This is a genomic window from Aerococcus sp. UMB1112A (assembly GCF_030230715.1).
Taxonomy (GTDB): domain Bacteria; phylum Bacillota; class Bacilli; order Lactobacillales; family Aerococcaceae; genus Aerococcus.
Genome location: NZ_JASPDS010000001.1, coordinates 142,045 through 156,529 on the forward strand (window position 1 = coordinate 142,045; position 14,485 = coordinate 156,529).

At 50.2% G+C, this 14,485-nt stretch carries 12 protein-coding genes; 5 read left to right on the plus strand and 7 right to left on the minus strand.

The genetic code is table 11. The annotated features are described in order from the left end of the window. Positions 1-47: 47 nt before the first annotated feature. From QP860_RS00695 to QP860_RS00710, 4 genes are read right to left on the minus strand one after another with little or no spacing between them, the layout of a single operon-like run. Positions 48-1,064 carry an L-threonylcarbamoyladenylate synthase gene (locus QP860_RS00695; protein WP_070617347.1) on the minus strand — a complete coding sequence of 339 codons (1,017 nt, stop codon included), beginning with the start codon at positions 1,062-1,064 and terminating at the stop codon, positions 48-50. Next, positions 1,042-1,944 carry a peptide chain release factor N(5)-glutamine methyltransferase gene (gene prmC / locus QP860_RS00700; RefSeq protein ID WP_070617344.1) on the minus strand — a complete coding sequence of 301 codons (903 nt, stop codon included), beginning with the start codon at positions 1,942-1,944 and terminating at the stop codon, positions 1,042-1,044. Before prmC ends, QP860_RS00695 begins: the two co-directional genes overlap by 23 nt. Next, entirely contained in the window at positions 1,928-3,010 is a 1,083-nt protein-coding gene (prfA, locus tag QP860_RS00705) for a peptide chain release factor 1 (protein ID WP_070617339.1), read from the minus strand. Before prfA ends, prmC begins: the two co-directional genes overlap by 17 nt. A 23-nt stretch (positions 3,011-3,033) precedes the next feature. Next, complete coding sequence (locus QP860_RS00710; RefSeq protein ID WP_284912029.1) at positions 3,034-3,636, minus strand: thymidine kinase; 603 nt, start codon at positions 3,634-3,636, stop codon at positions 3,034-3,036. 511 nt (positions 3,637-4,147) lie between these two features. Between QP860_RS00710 and QP860_RS00715 the strand changes: the two genes are divergently transcribed. After that, the gene (locus QP860_RS00715) at positions 4,148-5,506 is read left to right on the plus strand and encodes a Mur ligase family protein (RefSeq protein WP_070617332.1); all 1,359 of its coding nucleotides are present in this window, start codon (positions 4,148-4,150) and stop codon (positions 5,504-5,506) included. Further along, entirely contained in the window at positions 5,503-6,144 is a 642-nt protein-coding gene (locus tag QP860_RS00720) for a type 1 glutamine amidotransferase (RefSeq protein ID WP_070617331.1), read from the plus strand. Before QP860_RS00715 ends, QP860_RS00720 begins: the two co-directional genes overlap by 4 nt. A 178-nt stretch (positions 6,145-6,322) precedes the next feature. On the opposite strand, the gene QP860_RS00725 is transcribed toward QP860_RS00720, so the two are convergent. Next, on the minus strand, positions 6,323-7,537 hold the full coding sequence (locus QP860_RS00725) for an AI-2E family transporter (RefSeq protein WP_083294319.1): 1,215 nt from the start codon (positions 7,535-7,537) through the stop codon (positions 6,323-6,325). 116 nt (positions 7,538-7,653) lie between these two features. Here QP860_RS00725 and QP860_RS00730 point away from each other — a divergent pair, with 116 nt between their 5' ends. Next, the gene (locus tag QP860_RS00730) at positions 7,654-8,682 is read left to right on the plus strand and encodes a lactonase family protein (RefSeq protein WP_284912030.1); all 1,029 of its coding nucleotides are present in this window, start codon (positions 7,654-7,656) and stop codon (positions 8,680-8,682) included. Positions 8,683-8,791: 109 nt separating this feature from the next. After that, on the plus strand, positions 8,792-9,619 hold the full coding sequence (locus QP860_RS00735; RefSeq protein ID WP_284912031.1) for an undecaprenyl-diphosphate phosphatase: 828 nt from the start codon (positions 8,792-8,794) through the stop codon (positions 9,617-9,619). A 495-nt stretch (positions 9,620-10,114) separates the two neighbouring features. Here QP860_RS00735 and QP860_RS00740 read toward each other — a convergent pair whose 3' ends face one another. Beyond that, positions 10,115-11,479 carry an aspartate kinase gene (locus QP860_RS00740; protein ID WP_070617392.1) on the minus strand — a complete coding sequence of 455 codons (1,365 nt, stop codon included), beginning with the start codon at positions 11,477-11,479 and terminating at the stop codon, positions 10,115-10,117. 172 nt (positions 11,480-11,651) lie between these two features. On the opposite strand from QP860_RS00740, the gene QP860_RS00745 reads away from it, so the two are divergent. Beyond that, positions 11,652-12,965 carry an amidohydrolase gene (locus QP860_RS00745; RefSeq protein WP_284912032.1) on the plus strand — a complete coding sequence of 438 codons (1,314 nt, stop codon included), beginning with the start codon at positions 11,652-11,654 and terminating at the stop codon, positions 12,963-12,965. Positions 12,966-13,020: 55 nt separating this feature from the next. On the opposite strand, the gene glgA is transcribed toward QP860_RS00745, so the two are convergent. Beyond that, positions 13,021-14,466: a glycogen synthase GlgA gene (gene glgA / locus QP860_RS00750; protein WP_284912033.1), complete on the minus strand. Its 1,446-nt coding sequence runs from the start codon at positions 14,464-14,466 to the stop codon at positions 13,021-13,023. Positions 14,467-14,485: the final 19 nt, after the last annotated feature.

Sequence of the window (14,485 nt, forward strand, 5' to 3'; positions counted from 1 at the left end):
AGCTAATTGCAAAGAGAAATAGCTGTTTAGTCGATGAAAAGCTCAGCCTAGGCAAAGACCTGGCTGCTGGCCTTGAGCAGGCGGTTCTGGTAGCCTGCTGAGGCTTCGCCCGCGTCGATCCATTCCACGAGGATCAGGTCAATATCCTGGCTGTCATCGGCTTTCCGCAAGGCGTCGAAAAGGCGCTGGGTAGCAGTCTCCAGGCTTGGGCCCAAGGAATAGGTCTGGGCGACAGGAGGCAGGCCAGCCAAGCTAGCCTCCTGTCCGGCGCAGAAGATGGCCTTATCAGTATTAGCTTGAATGACTTCCGCCATCCGCTCAGCCGCCACGGCATAAACCGTCTCATGGGGGCTGTAGTGGCGGTACTTCATCCCGGGTGCCTTGGGTTGTTGGTCAGCTTCCACCGTTAATTGGTCGGGGTAAGATACCTCAGGCCCATCAAGAACCGTCTCGATCTCGCCCCTAGAGATATGGCCTGGGCGCAGGATAAAGAGGCCGCGCGGGTCTGACAGATCGAGGACCGTAGACTCAACCCCGATTCGAGTGGGTTGGCTAGCTAGGATACCCGCAATCTTCCCGTCGAAGTCGTGGCGGACATGGTCTAGCTTGGTCGGACTAGGCTTCCCTGACAGGTTGGCAGAAGGCCCCACAAGCGGAAAGCCCACCGCTTCGATTAACTCTAGGGTCAAGGGATGGTCCGGCATCCTGAGCCCTACCGTATCCAAGCCACCCGTCACTGTAGGGGCGAAGACCCCTTCCTTGACGGGCAGGATTAGAGTCAAAGGACCTGGCCAGAAAGCCTCCTGGAGTTTTTTCACCCAGCTTACTTGGTCAGGGGTCAGGTCTCTCACATAGGCGAAGAGGTCTTCCTTGTGGGCCAGGTGGACAATCAGGGGATTATCGCTCGGCCGTCCTTTGACTTGGTAGACGGATTGGACGGCTTGGTCGTTATTGGCGATGGCGCCGAGACCAAAGACCGTCTCTGTGGGAAAAGCCACCAGTTGGCCATCCCGTAATTGCTGGGCCGCTTCGTCAATACGGTCACTCTGATAAATTTCCGTCATCTTCTCGCTCTCCTTCCTTGGACACCACCAGAAAGCGGTCGTGCCCGGCAAAATCTTCTTCAATACGGTAGTGGTAATTATGCGGCAAGTGAGTCTGGCAGTAAGCTAGGAGCTGGTCGCCTTGGCGGTAGCCGATTTCTGCGATGAAACTGCCGCCTGGTCTGAGATAGGCATCCAGGTCATCGATAAGTCGGTAGTAGATAGCATAGCCCTCTTCTTCAGCAAAGAGCGCTAGGTCGGGTTCATAGCGCTGGACATCTTCCGCTACTTCATCTATCTCCTGGCGACCAATATAGGGCGGATTGGACACGATCAGGTCAAAAGTCTGCCCCTGGATGGCCTGGTAGAGGTCGCCCTGGGCCAATTGGATATCTGCTTGAAGGGCTTGGGCATTGTCCCTGGCCACGGCCAAAGCCTCTTCTGACAGGTCAGTCGCTGTGATTTGCAGGTCGGGGCATTCCTTCTTCAGAGTCAGGGCAATGGCTCCCGTCCCTGTTCCAATATCGACGACCTGGGCCTGACGGGGAAGCTCTCCCTTAGCAAGCAAGTCTTTCACCCGGTCCACCAAGAGTTCAGTCTCCTGGCGGGGAATCAGGGTGGCCGGCGTCACCTTAAACTTGTAGCGGTAGAAGTAGGCCTCCCCCAGAAGATACTGGTAGGGATAATGGTCCTTGGCAATACGCTGGATGCCCGCTTCATAAGCTGCGTAGTCTTCCACTGACATGCTTTGGAATTGGTATCGGTACCAGTCGTTGGGCTCCCAATCCATCAGCCCTAGGAGATAGTGGTAGGCAATGGCCTCCTCACAGCCCCGGTCGCTTAAAAAAGAAGAAGCCCCTAAGAGAGCTTCTCGGTAGGAGCCGTTAAATACTTTGTTCATTGAGTTCCTCTAATTTCTGAGCCTGGTCAGCCAAGATGAGGGCATTGATAATTTCTTCCAGTTCACCTTGCATGATCCGGTCCAATTTTTGGATGGTCAGGTTGATCCGGTGGTCGGTGACCCGGTTTTGGGGGTAGTTATAGGTCCGGATCCGTTCCGACCGGTCCCCTGTCCCTACCAGGTTCTTCCGCTTGCTGTCGTATTCACTCTGTTGTTCCGCTTGGACATGTTCATAGACCCGGGACCGTAAGATCAGCATAGCTTTCTCCCGGTTCTGTTGCTGGGACCGTTGATCTTGCATGGCCACTACAATCCCAGTTGGAATGTGGGTCAGACGGACAGCGGAAGCCGTCTTGTTGACGTGCTGGCCCCCAGCCCCTGAGGCATGGTAGATGTCGGTCCGGATATCGTTGGCATCGATTTCGAAGTCTAGGTCTTCCAATTCTGGCATCACGCCGACTGTCGCTGTTGAGGTATGGACCCGGCCCTGGGATTCGGTCTTGGGTACCCGTTGGACACGGTGGGCCCCACTCTCGTATTTGAGCTTGGAATAGACCTTGTCGCCAGTAATTTGGAGGATAATTTCCTTGTAGCCGCCGATGTCATTGCTATGGGCTTCGACCACGGAGATCCGCCAGCCCTGGCTCTCCGCATAGCGAGAGTACATTTCATAGAGGTCAGCCGCAAAGAGCTGGGCCTCATCCCCACCTGCTGCCCCGCGGATTTCCATGATAATGTTCTTGTCATCATTAGGATCGCTCGGCAGCATGAGGACACGGATTTCTTCTTCTAATTGGTCGCGCTCTTCCTTGAGCTCTTTCAGTTCTTCCTTGGCCATTTCTAAGAGTTCTTCATCTGATTCATCAGCCAGGATTTCTTCGGCCCCTTCAATTTGGTCCACGACATCCTTATAATGTCTGAAGGCCTCAACTTTAGGTCGGAGGTCAGCTTCTTCCTTGGATAGGTCGCGGAAGCGCTTGGCATCATTGATGACATCGGGGTCGCTCAATAACTCGGCCAATTCCTGGTAACGGTTGATAAAAGTATCAATTTGATCTAATAGCATGCAATCTTCACTCTCTTTTCCTTTTATACTCGCTTAGCAATCTTACCGTCCTGCATGGGCGGTTGCTTGTAGTGTTTACGGCAAACGGGATAGTAGGATTCATTTCCCCCAATTTGCACCTGGTCGCCATCATAGCAAGGCACCTCATTATGGACCCGCATATTCATGATCGCCTTCTTCTCGCAGAACCAGCAGATGGTCTTCACTTCTTCAATCTTATCCGCCACTAGCAAGAGCCGTTCTGAACCGGTGAAGAGATGGTATTGAAAATCATTCTTCAAGCCAAAAGCCATGACCGGGATATTCAAGTCGTCGACGATCTGGGCGCACTGGTCGATATGGTCAGCGCTCAAGAACTGGCTCTCATCGATAAGGACACAGAAAACACGCTCTGCCTGGTTTTCCCGAGCAACATAGTCATAAATATTTAAGGTTCCATCAATCGCCACAGCAGGCCGCTCATGACCCACCCGGCTGGCAATCACGCCCTGGCCGGACCGGGTATCCACGGCGCTCGTCATCACGATCACCCGCTTAGCCTGTTCTTCATAATTGTGGGCCACCTTGAGAATTTCAATCGATTTCCCACTGTTCATTGCTCCATAGCGAAAATATAATTGTGCCAAAATACCACCTATTCCTTCCCGACTATTCACTTAGTCAGATAAATACCTTATTAATCATACTTGGCAGTCGGCACTTAGTCAATATTTGCCCCCAAGTTCTTGGCAGAAGATGGGAAGTTCGAACGCTTAAATTATAACATGTTTGCATAAATTTATACATTTAGGCCCTTCAAATTATGGTATCATAGGGAGCAGACAGGGTCCAAAACCCGATGAAGTGGAGTAAGAACAAAGCGCTCTGGTTCACACCCTAGTTGGGTTCGGTCTGGCAGCTTTCCTGTCACTTCATAAGTCTCCGCCGCAGTCTGTTAGACTGCTCTGCTGACTTGTTCCAGTGAAGGAAAGCTAAAACGCCAGCCTTCATACCCTTTACAGTCGGGTTCGAGGATGCATAAAGGGCTCCTCTTCGCAAAAGCCCGTCGAAGGCTTTCAGCCTTCTCTGGTTTTTTACTCCAGAGGTCCCTTTCTCCCGCATCCTCTCACACCCTTTAAATTAGAAAGGAATTTATCCATGCGTTTGAAAACTCAATTGGCGGCTTTGGCTGGCCGGGCTTCTTACTGGGGGCTCCATACCTTTACTAAAGGGGGATCGAGTTTGCCTGGTAAGATTGCCAAGAAAGTCGATCCGGATGTCTTACAGGAGCTAGCTAAGGACTACCGCATTGTGCTGATTACAGGAACCAATGGCAAGACGGTGACGACTGCTTTAGCGGTCAATATCCTCAAGCAAGTCTACCCCCATGTCTTGACCAATCCTACTGGGTCCAATATGATCCAGGGCATTACGTCGACCTTCGTGAGCCAGGCTTCGACCAAGTCAGGCCAAGACAAAATTGCTATTCTCGAAGTGGATGAGGCCAGCCTGCGCCATGTCACCGCCCAAGTGACACCTGAATTAATTGTTGCGACCAATATTTTCCGCGACCAGATGGACCGTTACGGCGAGATCTATACCACTTACGACTTGATCTTAGAAGGGGCCGCTAAGACGCCTCAAGCCCGCCTGCTCTTGAACGGGGACGCCCCTATTTTTTCTTCTAAAGAGACAGCTAATGAACGAGCCTACTTCGGCTTCGCTAATGGAAATAAGGAAGAAGACTTCCTAGCCCACTACAATACCGATGGGGTGATCTGCCCTAAATGTGAACAGATCCTCCACTATCATATGATTACTTATTCCAATCTGGGTGACTTCTACTGCCCGAATTGCGGCTTCCAACGCCCCGAGCTCCAGCATGCGGTGACGGCTATCCACGACCTGACCCCAGACCAGGCTAGCTTCGCGATTGACGGCGAGGACTACACCATTCCCGTGGCCGGACTCTACAATGTCTACAATGCCCTAGCCGCCTATTCCGTGGCCAAGCACTTTGGCCTCGACCACTTGACCATTAAGCGCGGCCTAGCCTCTGCCCAACGGATCTTCGGTCGGCAAGAAACGATCCAGATTGAAGACAAAGAGGTCCGGATCAACCTGATCAAGAACCCCGTTGGCCTCAACCAAATCATTGAACTGATCAAGCTCGAAAAAGATGATTTTGACCTCATCTCCATCCTCAACGACCAGCCGGCTGATGGCCAAGACATTTCTTGGATCTGGGACGGCAACTTCGAGGACCTAGCCCAACTCGACAAGGTTCAAGACACCGCCTATGCCGGCATGCGGGCCACTGACTTGAAACAGCGCCTGGTAGTAGCTGGCTTTGACAAGGACCAGCTAGACCCGGTTGAAGACGCGGTCAGTCTCATTAAATACATTAAAGAATCACAGTCACAGAAAGTTTATATCTTAGCCACCTATACCGCCATGCTCGAACTCAGACGGGCCCTGGCTGCGGAGGGCTATGTGAAGGAGCGGATGCAAGCATGACCCTCAGAATCTGCCATCTCTACGGCAACTTGATGAATACCTACGGCGACAATGGCAACCTCCTCATGCTCCAATATATGGCCAAGGAGAAGGGAGAAGCAGTTAAAACCGACCTCGTCTCCCTCAATGATCCTTTCGATCCCGAAGCCTATGACCTGGTCTTCTTCGGCGGCGGCCAGGACTATGAACAATCTTTGGTAGCTAAGGATATCCAAACAAAAAAAGCGCCCCTGACCCAATACATTGAATCAGGCGGCGTCCTTGTGGGCATCTGTGGCGGCTTCCAGCTTCTGGGCCACTACTATATCAATGCCCAACACGAGCGTTTGGAAGGCTTAGGAGCGATTGACTACTATACCGAAACCGAAGCCAACCGTCTGATTGGAGACATCGAGATCTACAATGAACGCTTTGACCTGACCCTTAAAGGCTATGAAAATCACGCCGGCCGCACCTATCTGGGTCCTGGCGTCCAAGCCCTGGGCCAAGTCAAAAACGGTTTCGGCAATAACGGCCAGGACCAAACAGAAGGCTGCCTCTACAAGAACACCTTCTGCTCCTACTTCCACGGCCCCCTCCTCGTCCGCAATCCCAAGCTGGCAGAGATCATCATCGACCTCGCCCGGAAAGTGGACTAAAAATAAAAGCCTATAAAAAATCTCTTTACCCACTGGACTTTAAAAAACAATAATATTTTTTCCACTAAAAAGAGGCTGGATACTTGTCCAGCCTCCTTTATATTTAAATCCAAAATTCAAAAGCAAAACGGATGCTCACCAGCACAATTCAAATTAGAACAAGTTTTTTTAGAGGATTTTATTCATCCGAATCCCATTCAGCCAGCAGGTCTTCCTCATAGAGCCCTGAAACTTTGCGGTACCACTTGAAGAAGTAGGTAAAGATCAGTTTGAGGATGGCGTAGCTTGGAATGATAATAATAATCCCGATAATGCCGAAAAGTTTCCCCCCAGCGATCAAGAGCAACATAATGGTAACGGGATGGATGTCCAAGTTGGAACCCAGGATGTGGGGCGAAATCACCCGGCCTTCGATGGTCTGCTCGATCATGAAGACGACGAGGACTTTGACCACCATGATAGGCCCTTGGACAAGAGCGATAATAACCGCTGGGATCATGGCTAAGAAAGAACCCAGGTAAGGGATCAAGTTTAGGAAGCCCGCCAAGACACCGAGAATAATCCCGTACTGAAGGCCAATAATCGAATAGCCCAGCATAAACATAATGGCTACCGAGATGCCGACCATAATCTGCCCACGCACATAGGCTGAGACTTGTTGGTTCATCTCAAAGAGCAGCTGCATGGTCGACGAGCGAATCGGATTAGGCACCACCAAGGCCAGGTTTTGTTTCAACTTGGGCCCGTCCTTTAACATGTAGAAGAGGATAAAGGGCGCCGTTACAATGGCCAGGATGAAGTTGGACAGGACGCCCACAATAGACCCGATAGAATCAATGGCCGAATTAAAAATCGTCGACCAATTAATGGAATTGCCCTGGATGAAGTTGAGCCCCCAGTCGTTCAAGAGATTGACCCCTTCTTCAAACAAGGGATTGTGGTAGAATCGCTGCAAGGGCTGGTCATAGCTTGAGATCAGCTCATCCCAGTTGGATACTAGAGACTGGGACTGGGCAAAGAAGACAGGCGTCAGATAGGTCAGGATCAAGACTGCTATCCCCATCAAGACGAGGACCAGGATAGCCCCCCACTGCCGCTTGACGCCCCGCTTTTCCAAGCGGTTGACGATAGGCACGGTCAGGTAATAGAGGATGGCTGCTAAGATAATGGGCAAGGCAATCACGCTCACGAAATCTAAGACGGGATGGAATAAGTGGGCAATCCGACTAAAGATCAATAGGAATAAGGCAATTAAGATGAGTACAAGCAGCAATTGAAGCCAGCGATTGCTCAAGAAAGACCGGAAGGAATGGTAGTTAATCTTCTGCAGTTGGTCGCTTCGTTCTTGCCAGTACTGGTTCATTTTATCATTTGGGTTTCGCTTATCAGTCATCGAACTCCCCCTCTAGGAATAATTTACTTTTATTGCTTAAGTATACAATATATTTTGTTTTTGGCCTAACCCAGGTCCTGAACTTATAGTAAAATTAATATGAAAGGTGGATTAACATGGACCAATTTTATCTTGGGGCCTATACCGATGGCTCCAATACGGGCATCCACAGCCTGAGCGTGGACCCTAACTTAGACCAGCCGCTTAAAGTCGATCGCCTCATAGAAGAGGCCGACCCCTGCTACTTCTGTCTGTCAGCCGACCAGAAGTCGCTCTTCACTCTGTCCAATGCAGGGTCAGAGCCGGGTGTTAGCTACTACCGTTGGACGGGTGAAGGCTACCAGCTCGCAGACCGCTTAGCTTTTCTCGAAGAGCCAGCCTGCTATGTGAGCCTGAGCACAGATGAGCACTATGTCCTCTGCGCCTCCTACCGACAAGCTAGTCTTATCTTAATCAAAGTCCAGGCAAATGGCAAACTCGAGCTAACGGATATTGTCCAGCGCACCGGCTCAGGGCCCCATCCCAACCAGGACCGACCCCACTGCCATTACTTCAAACAGTACCGGGACAGCCCCTACTTCCTAGCCTGCGACCTAGGGACGGATGAAGTCCTTAGCTACCGCATCCAGGAAGACAAGCTCCAGCTGGTCGATACTCTCGCTATCCCAGCCGGCTCAGGCCCCCGCCACCTGGTCGCCCATCCCACGCTCCCCTATGTCTATGTCCTGAGCGAACTCTCTTATACGGTAGATGTGGTCCAGATCGATGAGACGACCAGCCAGCTAACAGCTCTCGGCCGCTACCAGACCCTGGATCAAGCCCCCCAAGCCTTCAACTCCAGCGCTGCTATCCGGATTTCTTCCGACGGTCGCTTCCTCTACTGCTCCAACCGAGGAGAAAACACTTTGACAGTCTTTGCCCTGAGTAGAGATGGTCGAAGCCTGGACCGCATCCAAGTCATTGCCAGCCAGGGCGACTTTCCTCGGGACTTCAACCTATCTCCCGATGAATCCTATCTCCTGGTGGCCCACCAAAACGATGGCCACTTGCGCCTCTTCGACCGCGATCCCGAAACTGGCCTTCTAACAGCTAAAGACTTCGACTACCAGCTCGACCAGGTCGTCTGTGTCCAAAGTATTTCTTAAATTTTCTTCAAATTTAGGTCAGAAGCCCGTGGTAGAGGCGAAACTTTGTTATATTGGAAGCTGCTTATTTAAGCGCTAAGAAGTAACTCACAGAAAGGAAAAGCTGTCTATGCTTGAACTCTTAAAAATTATCTTAATTGGCCTGATTGAGGGCATCACCGAATGGCTGCCCATCTCGAGTACCGGCCATATGATCCTCGTGGAGGAATTCGTCCAACTCCAAGTCCGCCCCGAATTCTGGGACATCTTTATCGTTGTCATCCAGCTCGGCGCTATCTTGGCAGTCATTTGGATTTACTTTAACCGACTCAACCCCTTCTCCCCGCAAAAAACTAAGGAAGAAAAACGAGAAACCTGGGAGACCTGGTTTAAAGTAGCGGTTGGCTGTATCCCTGCCGCCGTCCTCGGTCTCTTGATCGATGACTGGATGGAAGCCCACCTGATGAACTGGTTGGTCGTGGCCCTGGCTCTAATTATCTACGGTATCGCCTTTATCCTGGTAGAAAATTACAACAAGACCCGGACCAGCCAAGTCAACAGCATGCGCGAACTCTCCTACCGACGGGCCTTTGAAATCGGCCTCTTCCAGTGCCTGTCCCTAGTGCCCGGCACCTCCCGTTCCGGGTCTTCAATCCTCGGGGCCACCATCATGGGCACTTCCCGTCCCGTTGCCGCTGACTTCTCTTTCTTTATGAGTATCCCCATCATGTTCGGCGCCAGCTTCCTAAAACTGGTCAAAGGCTTCCTTGAAGGCTTCCGCTTCACCGGCTTAGAGCTCGGTTATCTGGCAGTGGGCATGGTCGTTGCCTTCCTGGTCTCCGTTATCACTATCAAGCTCCTCCTCCGCTACATCCAAAGCAACGACTTCAAGCCTTTCGGATGGTACCGGATTGTCCTGGGATTAGTCGTTATCATCTACTTCGCTTGGATTCGTTAAGCAGAGTTTAGTTTTCCTAAAACATAAGCAAAGTTATTTTCATTCGATTGAGTCGATGCATAATATACCTGAAGCTTAATAAGGCTCAATTAGCCCACAGCAACTATCATTGAACGATTGAAATTAAATTTTCCCTTTAGAGTAAATATGCTACAAGCAGAATCTACTCTAAAGGGATATTTTTATGGATTTCAATGAATTTAAATAATACAAGCTACCATCCTTTTTAGTATTGGATAAGGAGCTTTAATTAATTATGAGCAGTAGGGGAGCTTTGAATTTGATCGTTAGCCATGAACAAGCAAGCGATGTGAATTACGTATAGTAGGCGTTAGCCGTACTAGACGTTTGAAGCTCGCTAGGCGAGAGACCTTGGCTCGAGCCGGTGCCATGGCTCTATAACGATCAAATTCAAAAGCGCAACGGATGCTCATATGTACTATTTAGTTTAAATTAAAAAAGGGAAGACTCAGCTTCCCTAGTTAAATTAATTCTTTATTTATTATCAGATTCGAAAAATTCCTTATAGATAGCGGCAACGGCGCGTTCTTCTTCATTTTCGTTGATACCAAACATAATGGAATTCTCGGATGAACCTTGGTTGATCATGTCGATATTAACCTGAGCTTCACCTAAGGCCTTGGTTGCCCGAGCCATCAGTCCAATCTTATGTCGCATATTTTGCCCCACCAGCATAACTAAGCAAAGATTGTCCCGTTTTTCCACCACGTCGGCCGCTGTCTTGACCTTGATCTCCACTAAGAGGTCTTGGAACTGTTTAGCAGTAATCATTTCTTCCTTGAAGACAATATCAATGTCGTCGATCCCCGAAACAATGTGTTCCAAACTGATATTATAATCTTCCAAGACATCCAGGACCCGGTTGATGAAGCCAACTTCCCGGTTCATCATGTACTTGCTGATGTAGATGGAAGCAAAACCAGACTTGCTAGCAACGCCAGCGAGGGGGTATTCAGATTCAGACCGCGTCCGGGTGATCTTAGTCCCTGGCGCTGTTGGATTATTCGTGTTCTTGACCACAACGGGAATCCCTTCCGCAAAAGCAGGATAGAGGGCTTCATCGTGGACAACAGAGAAGCCAGAGTAAGAGAGTTCTCGCATTTCGGTATAGGTTAAGTCTTCAATCGGCACTGGCTTCTCGATAATACTTGGGCTGGCTGAATAGATACAATCCACATCGGTAAAGTTTTCATACAAGGTCGCCTTGACCCCATTAGCCAGGATAGCCCCGGTCACATCGCTCCCCCCGCGTGAGAAGGTCACCAGCTTGCCAGTCTTGGTAAAGCCAAAAAAACCTGGGAAGATAATAATCTCGTCATAGTCTCTCAAGGCAAAGAGATTTTGATAGGATTCGGGCAAGATTTGGGCATTGCCCGGCTCGTCGGATAAGTAGAGGCCCGCTTCCTTCGGGCTAATATAGCGGGCAGGAATGCCTTCTGAGCGCAGGTAGGCGGCAATGAGTTTGGCACTATTATCTTCCCCGCTGGCTTTCAAAGCGTCCATGAAATAAGATTCTTCCGTCGTGTCCCCTTCAATCAGCTCTTGCAGGCTGTGGGAAATTTCACTCACAATATCCTCATCAATGGCCAGGTCCGTCGCAATTTCTTTGTAACGGTTGACAATTTGATTAAAGACATGAGAGACCCCCTTATTCCCATTAAGCACCTGAGAAGCTAAGTCGATTAAGAGGTCGGTCACCTTGGTATCTTCTGGAAAACGCTTACCAGGAGCCGAAACGACCACGATACGTCGGTCAGCGTCACTTACAATGATATCTTTAATTTTTTTAATCTGCTCAGCACTAGCCACCGAGCTTCCACCAAATTTAATCACTTTCATCAGCATAACCTCATTCATGTTTAATTTTCTCATTTCTCTATAATATATCATACCTGTTCCTGCTAGACAAGAATCTTTCATTGGCTTTTTCAGGAAAGTATTGTTTTTCGACGGCCTTTAGGCTATGGTAGAGGTATTATATTTTGAACGCTAGGAGAAAGGGAGAATAACAATGAATGGGGACTTAGAGGCTTTATTTACGGCAGTTGATGACATGGAGGAGGACTTGATCCAGCTGAGGCGGGACTTCCACCAGTATCCGGAGACAGCCTGGTTGGAATTTCGAACGACTTCACAAATCATCACTTACCTAGAAGAAGCCGGGATTCCAGTCCACTTCGGTCCTGACCTGGTCAATCCCGATTTTGCCTGGGGGCGCCCTGACTATGCCAGTCGCCAAGCAGCCAGGGACCGCGCCATCGACCAAGGGGCTGATCCTCAGATTATCCGGCAGATGGCTGGCTTTCCTGGAGCAATCGCCCAAATTGATACAGGTCGACCGGGACCCCATCTGGCCTTCCGCTTCGATATCGATGCCAATGACCTCCATGAAACTCTGAAAGCCGACCACTTCCCTAACCAAGCCGGCTTCCGGTCAAAGAATCCGGCTGCCATGCACGGCTGCGGTCATGACGGCCATACAGCAATCGGCCTCGTGCTCGCCAAACTGGTCCACCATTACCAAGAAGATTTCTGCGGGAAAATTAGCTTTATCTTCCAAATCGCCGAAGAAGGGGCACGCGGGGCCCGGGCCATGGTCGAGGCAGGCGTCTTAGAAGATGTTGACTATCTCCTAGCCTGCCATATCCTGAAGAGCCCCGATAATGAGCTGGCATTCTATAGCGACTGGTCCGGCCTCTACGCCACCAGTAAATTCAATGTCAGCATCCACGGTCGGTCCGCCCATGCTGGCCTGGCCCCAGAGTCTGGTCACAATGCCATTCTCGCAGCCACCTCAGCCATTGCCAATATGAACATGTTTTTCCAGGATTCCCATGGCAATGGCCGACTCAATATCGGGACCATTAACGGTGGAACCGGACGCAATGTCATTCCCGACTTCTGTTACTTTGAAGCCGAGACCCGGGGGCCCAGCCGGGAAGTCAACCAGCACCTCTATGACAAGGCGGTGACCTCCATTCGAGCAGCCTGTGAGATCTATGACTGCCAGTATGAGCTAGAAATCGTCGGCGGCTCCATCAATGCCCAGGCCAGCCGCGAATTCGCCGAAAAGGTCTACCAGGCTAGCAAGGCAGTCCCCGACTTCGACCATTCCTACCGCCAATATGCCAACCGCGGAGCGACCGATGACTTCGCCTATATGATGCAAGCCGTTCAAGACCAGGGCGGCCAGGCAACCTACGCCGTCCTCGCCTGCCCCCTAGCTGCCGGCAACCACAACGATGCCTTCGACTTCGACGAAGCCTGTCTTAAAGCAGGCGCCAAAGCCTTCCTCTCTACCCTCTACCAGATCAACCGCTGTTAATCATCCAACACAAAGGCCCTGCCCCAGAACTTGACTGGGGGCAGGGCCTTTTATTTTAGGCTTCCAATAAGGATTGGTAGACTTGGATATAATCTTCAGCCGGTCCTTGCCAGCTGAAATCGCGGCTCATAGCCTCTTGAATCAAAGCTTGCCAGGCCTTCTTATCATGCTCATAAACATCAACCGCATAGTTAAGAATCTTCAAGAAGTCGCGGCCATTGAATTGGTTGAAGCTAAAGCCAGTTCCCTCGCCTGTAAAGTGGTTGTAGGGTTCAACTGTATCGGCCAAGCCCCCCACCTCATGGACTAGGGGCAGGGTTCCGTAGCGCATAGCAATCATCTGGGACAGGCCACAGGGTTCAAAGGCACTCGGCATCAAGAAGAGGTCAGAACCCGCATAGATCTGTTGGGCCAGGTGGATGTCAAAGTCAATATAGGCACAAAAGCGGCCTGGATACTTGTGTTCAAAGTAACGGAAGGAGTGTTCAAATTCATCGTCCCCCGTTCCCAAAACTAAGACTTGGACCCGGCGCGTATTCAAGAGCTCTTCCGCCTTCTCTTGGATCAACTGCATGCCCTTCTGCGGTGTCAGCCGTGACACCAGGCCCAATAGAGCTGCGTCTGGGTCTTTAGCTAGTCCAACTCGCTCCTGGAGCTTGATCTTATTCTTAAGCTTAGCGGACTGGACAGTCTGAGCGTCATAATTCACCGCTAAATTCGGGTCTGTTTTCGGATTATTTAAGTCATAGTCAATACCGTTAATAATCCCTCGAATCTTAAAGTGGTTGTCACGCAAGCAGGCATCTAATCCCTCACCGAATTCTGGCGTCTGGATCTCACCAGCATAGCGGGGACTCACTGTTGTCACAATATCGGAGAAGTTAATGCCCCCTTTGAGATAGTTAACCGCGCCATGGTGCTCACAACCCTTGTCGTGGAAGGTAGCGTCCGTCGTATTGAAATAAGAGTAAAGGGCTTCCTTGTCCGTCCAACCCTGGAATTGAATATTGTGGATGGTCAGGACCTTACGGATATCGCGGTAATCTTCCAGCCAATGGTACTTGTCCACTAGGAGGGCAGGAATCATGGCCGTCTGCCAGTCATTGACATGGATAATGTTTGGAATAAAGTCTACTTTCTGCATCATTTCAATCACAGCTAAGTCAAAGAAGGCAAAGCGTTCACAGTCATCCTCATAACCATACAAGGAAGGTCGATTGAAATAATCCAAATTATCCACAAAGTAATAGGTTAAATCGTCTAAAATCAGGCGTTTGATCCCTACATAAGCTTGACGTTGGTAGCCCATCTCCACTTGGAAGTTCAAAAGGTCTTCACAAGCCTCCTTATACTCTTCAGGCATGAGAGTGTAATAAGGAAAGACTACCCGAACATCAATGCCCTGGGCTTTTAGGGCCTTAGGCAGGGCATAGGACACATCGCCCAAGCCCCCTGTTTTAAAAAAGGGGGCTGCTTCAGCTGAAGCAAATAAAATTTTCATTTTTGTCTCCTTTAAACTA

Excerpts from the sequence above, each read along its gene's own strand:
- QP860_RS00695 (WP_070617347.1), bottom strand. The coding sequence starts at position 1,064 with ATGACGGAAATTTATCAGAGTGACCGTATTGACGAAGCGGCCCAGCAA.
- QP860_RS00720 (WP_070617331.1), top strand. The coding sequence starts at position 5,503 with ATGACCCTCAGAATCTGCCATCTCTACGGCAACTTGATGAATACCTAC.
- prmC (WP_070617344.1), bottom strand. The coding sequence starts at position 1,944 with ATGAACAAAGTATTTAACGGCTCCTACCGAGAAGCTCTCTTAGGGGCT.
- QP860_RS00740 (WP_070617392.1), bottom strand. The coding sequence starts at position 11,479 with ATGAAAGTGATTAAATTTGGTGGAAGCTCGGTGGCTAGTGCTGAGCAG.
- QP860_RS00725 (WP_083294319.1), bottom strand. The coding sequence starts at position 7,537 with ATGACTGATAAGCGAAACCCAAATGATAAAATGAACCAGTACTGGCAA.
- QP860_RS00715 (WP_070617332.1), top strand. The coding sequence starts at position 4,148 with ATGCGTTTGAAAACTCAATTGGCGGCTTTGGCTGGCCGGGCTTCTTAC.
- glgA (WP_284912033.1), bottom strand. The coding sequence starts at position 14,466 with ATGAAAATTTTATTTGCTTCAGCTGAAGCAGCCCCCTTTTTTAAAACA.
- prfA (WP_070617339.1), bottom strand. The coding sequence starts at position 3,010 with ATGCTATTAGATCAAATTGATACTTTTATCAACCGTTACCAGGAATTG.
- QP860_RS00730 (WP_284912030.1), top strand. The coding sequence starts at position 7,654 with ATGGACCAATTTTATCTTGGGGCCTATACCGATGGCTCCAATACGGGC.
- QP860_RS00745 (WP_284912032.1), top strand. The coding sequence starts at position 11,652 with ATGAATGGGGACTTAGAGGCTTTATTTACGGCAGTTGATGACATGGAG.
- QP860_RS00735 (WP_284912031.1), top strand. The coding sequence starts at position 8,792 with ATGCTTGAACTCTTAAAAATTATCTTAATTGGCCTGATTGAGGGCATC.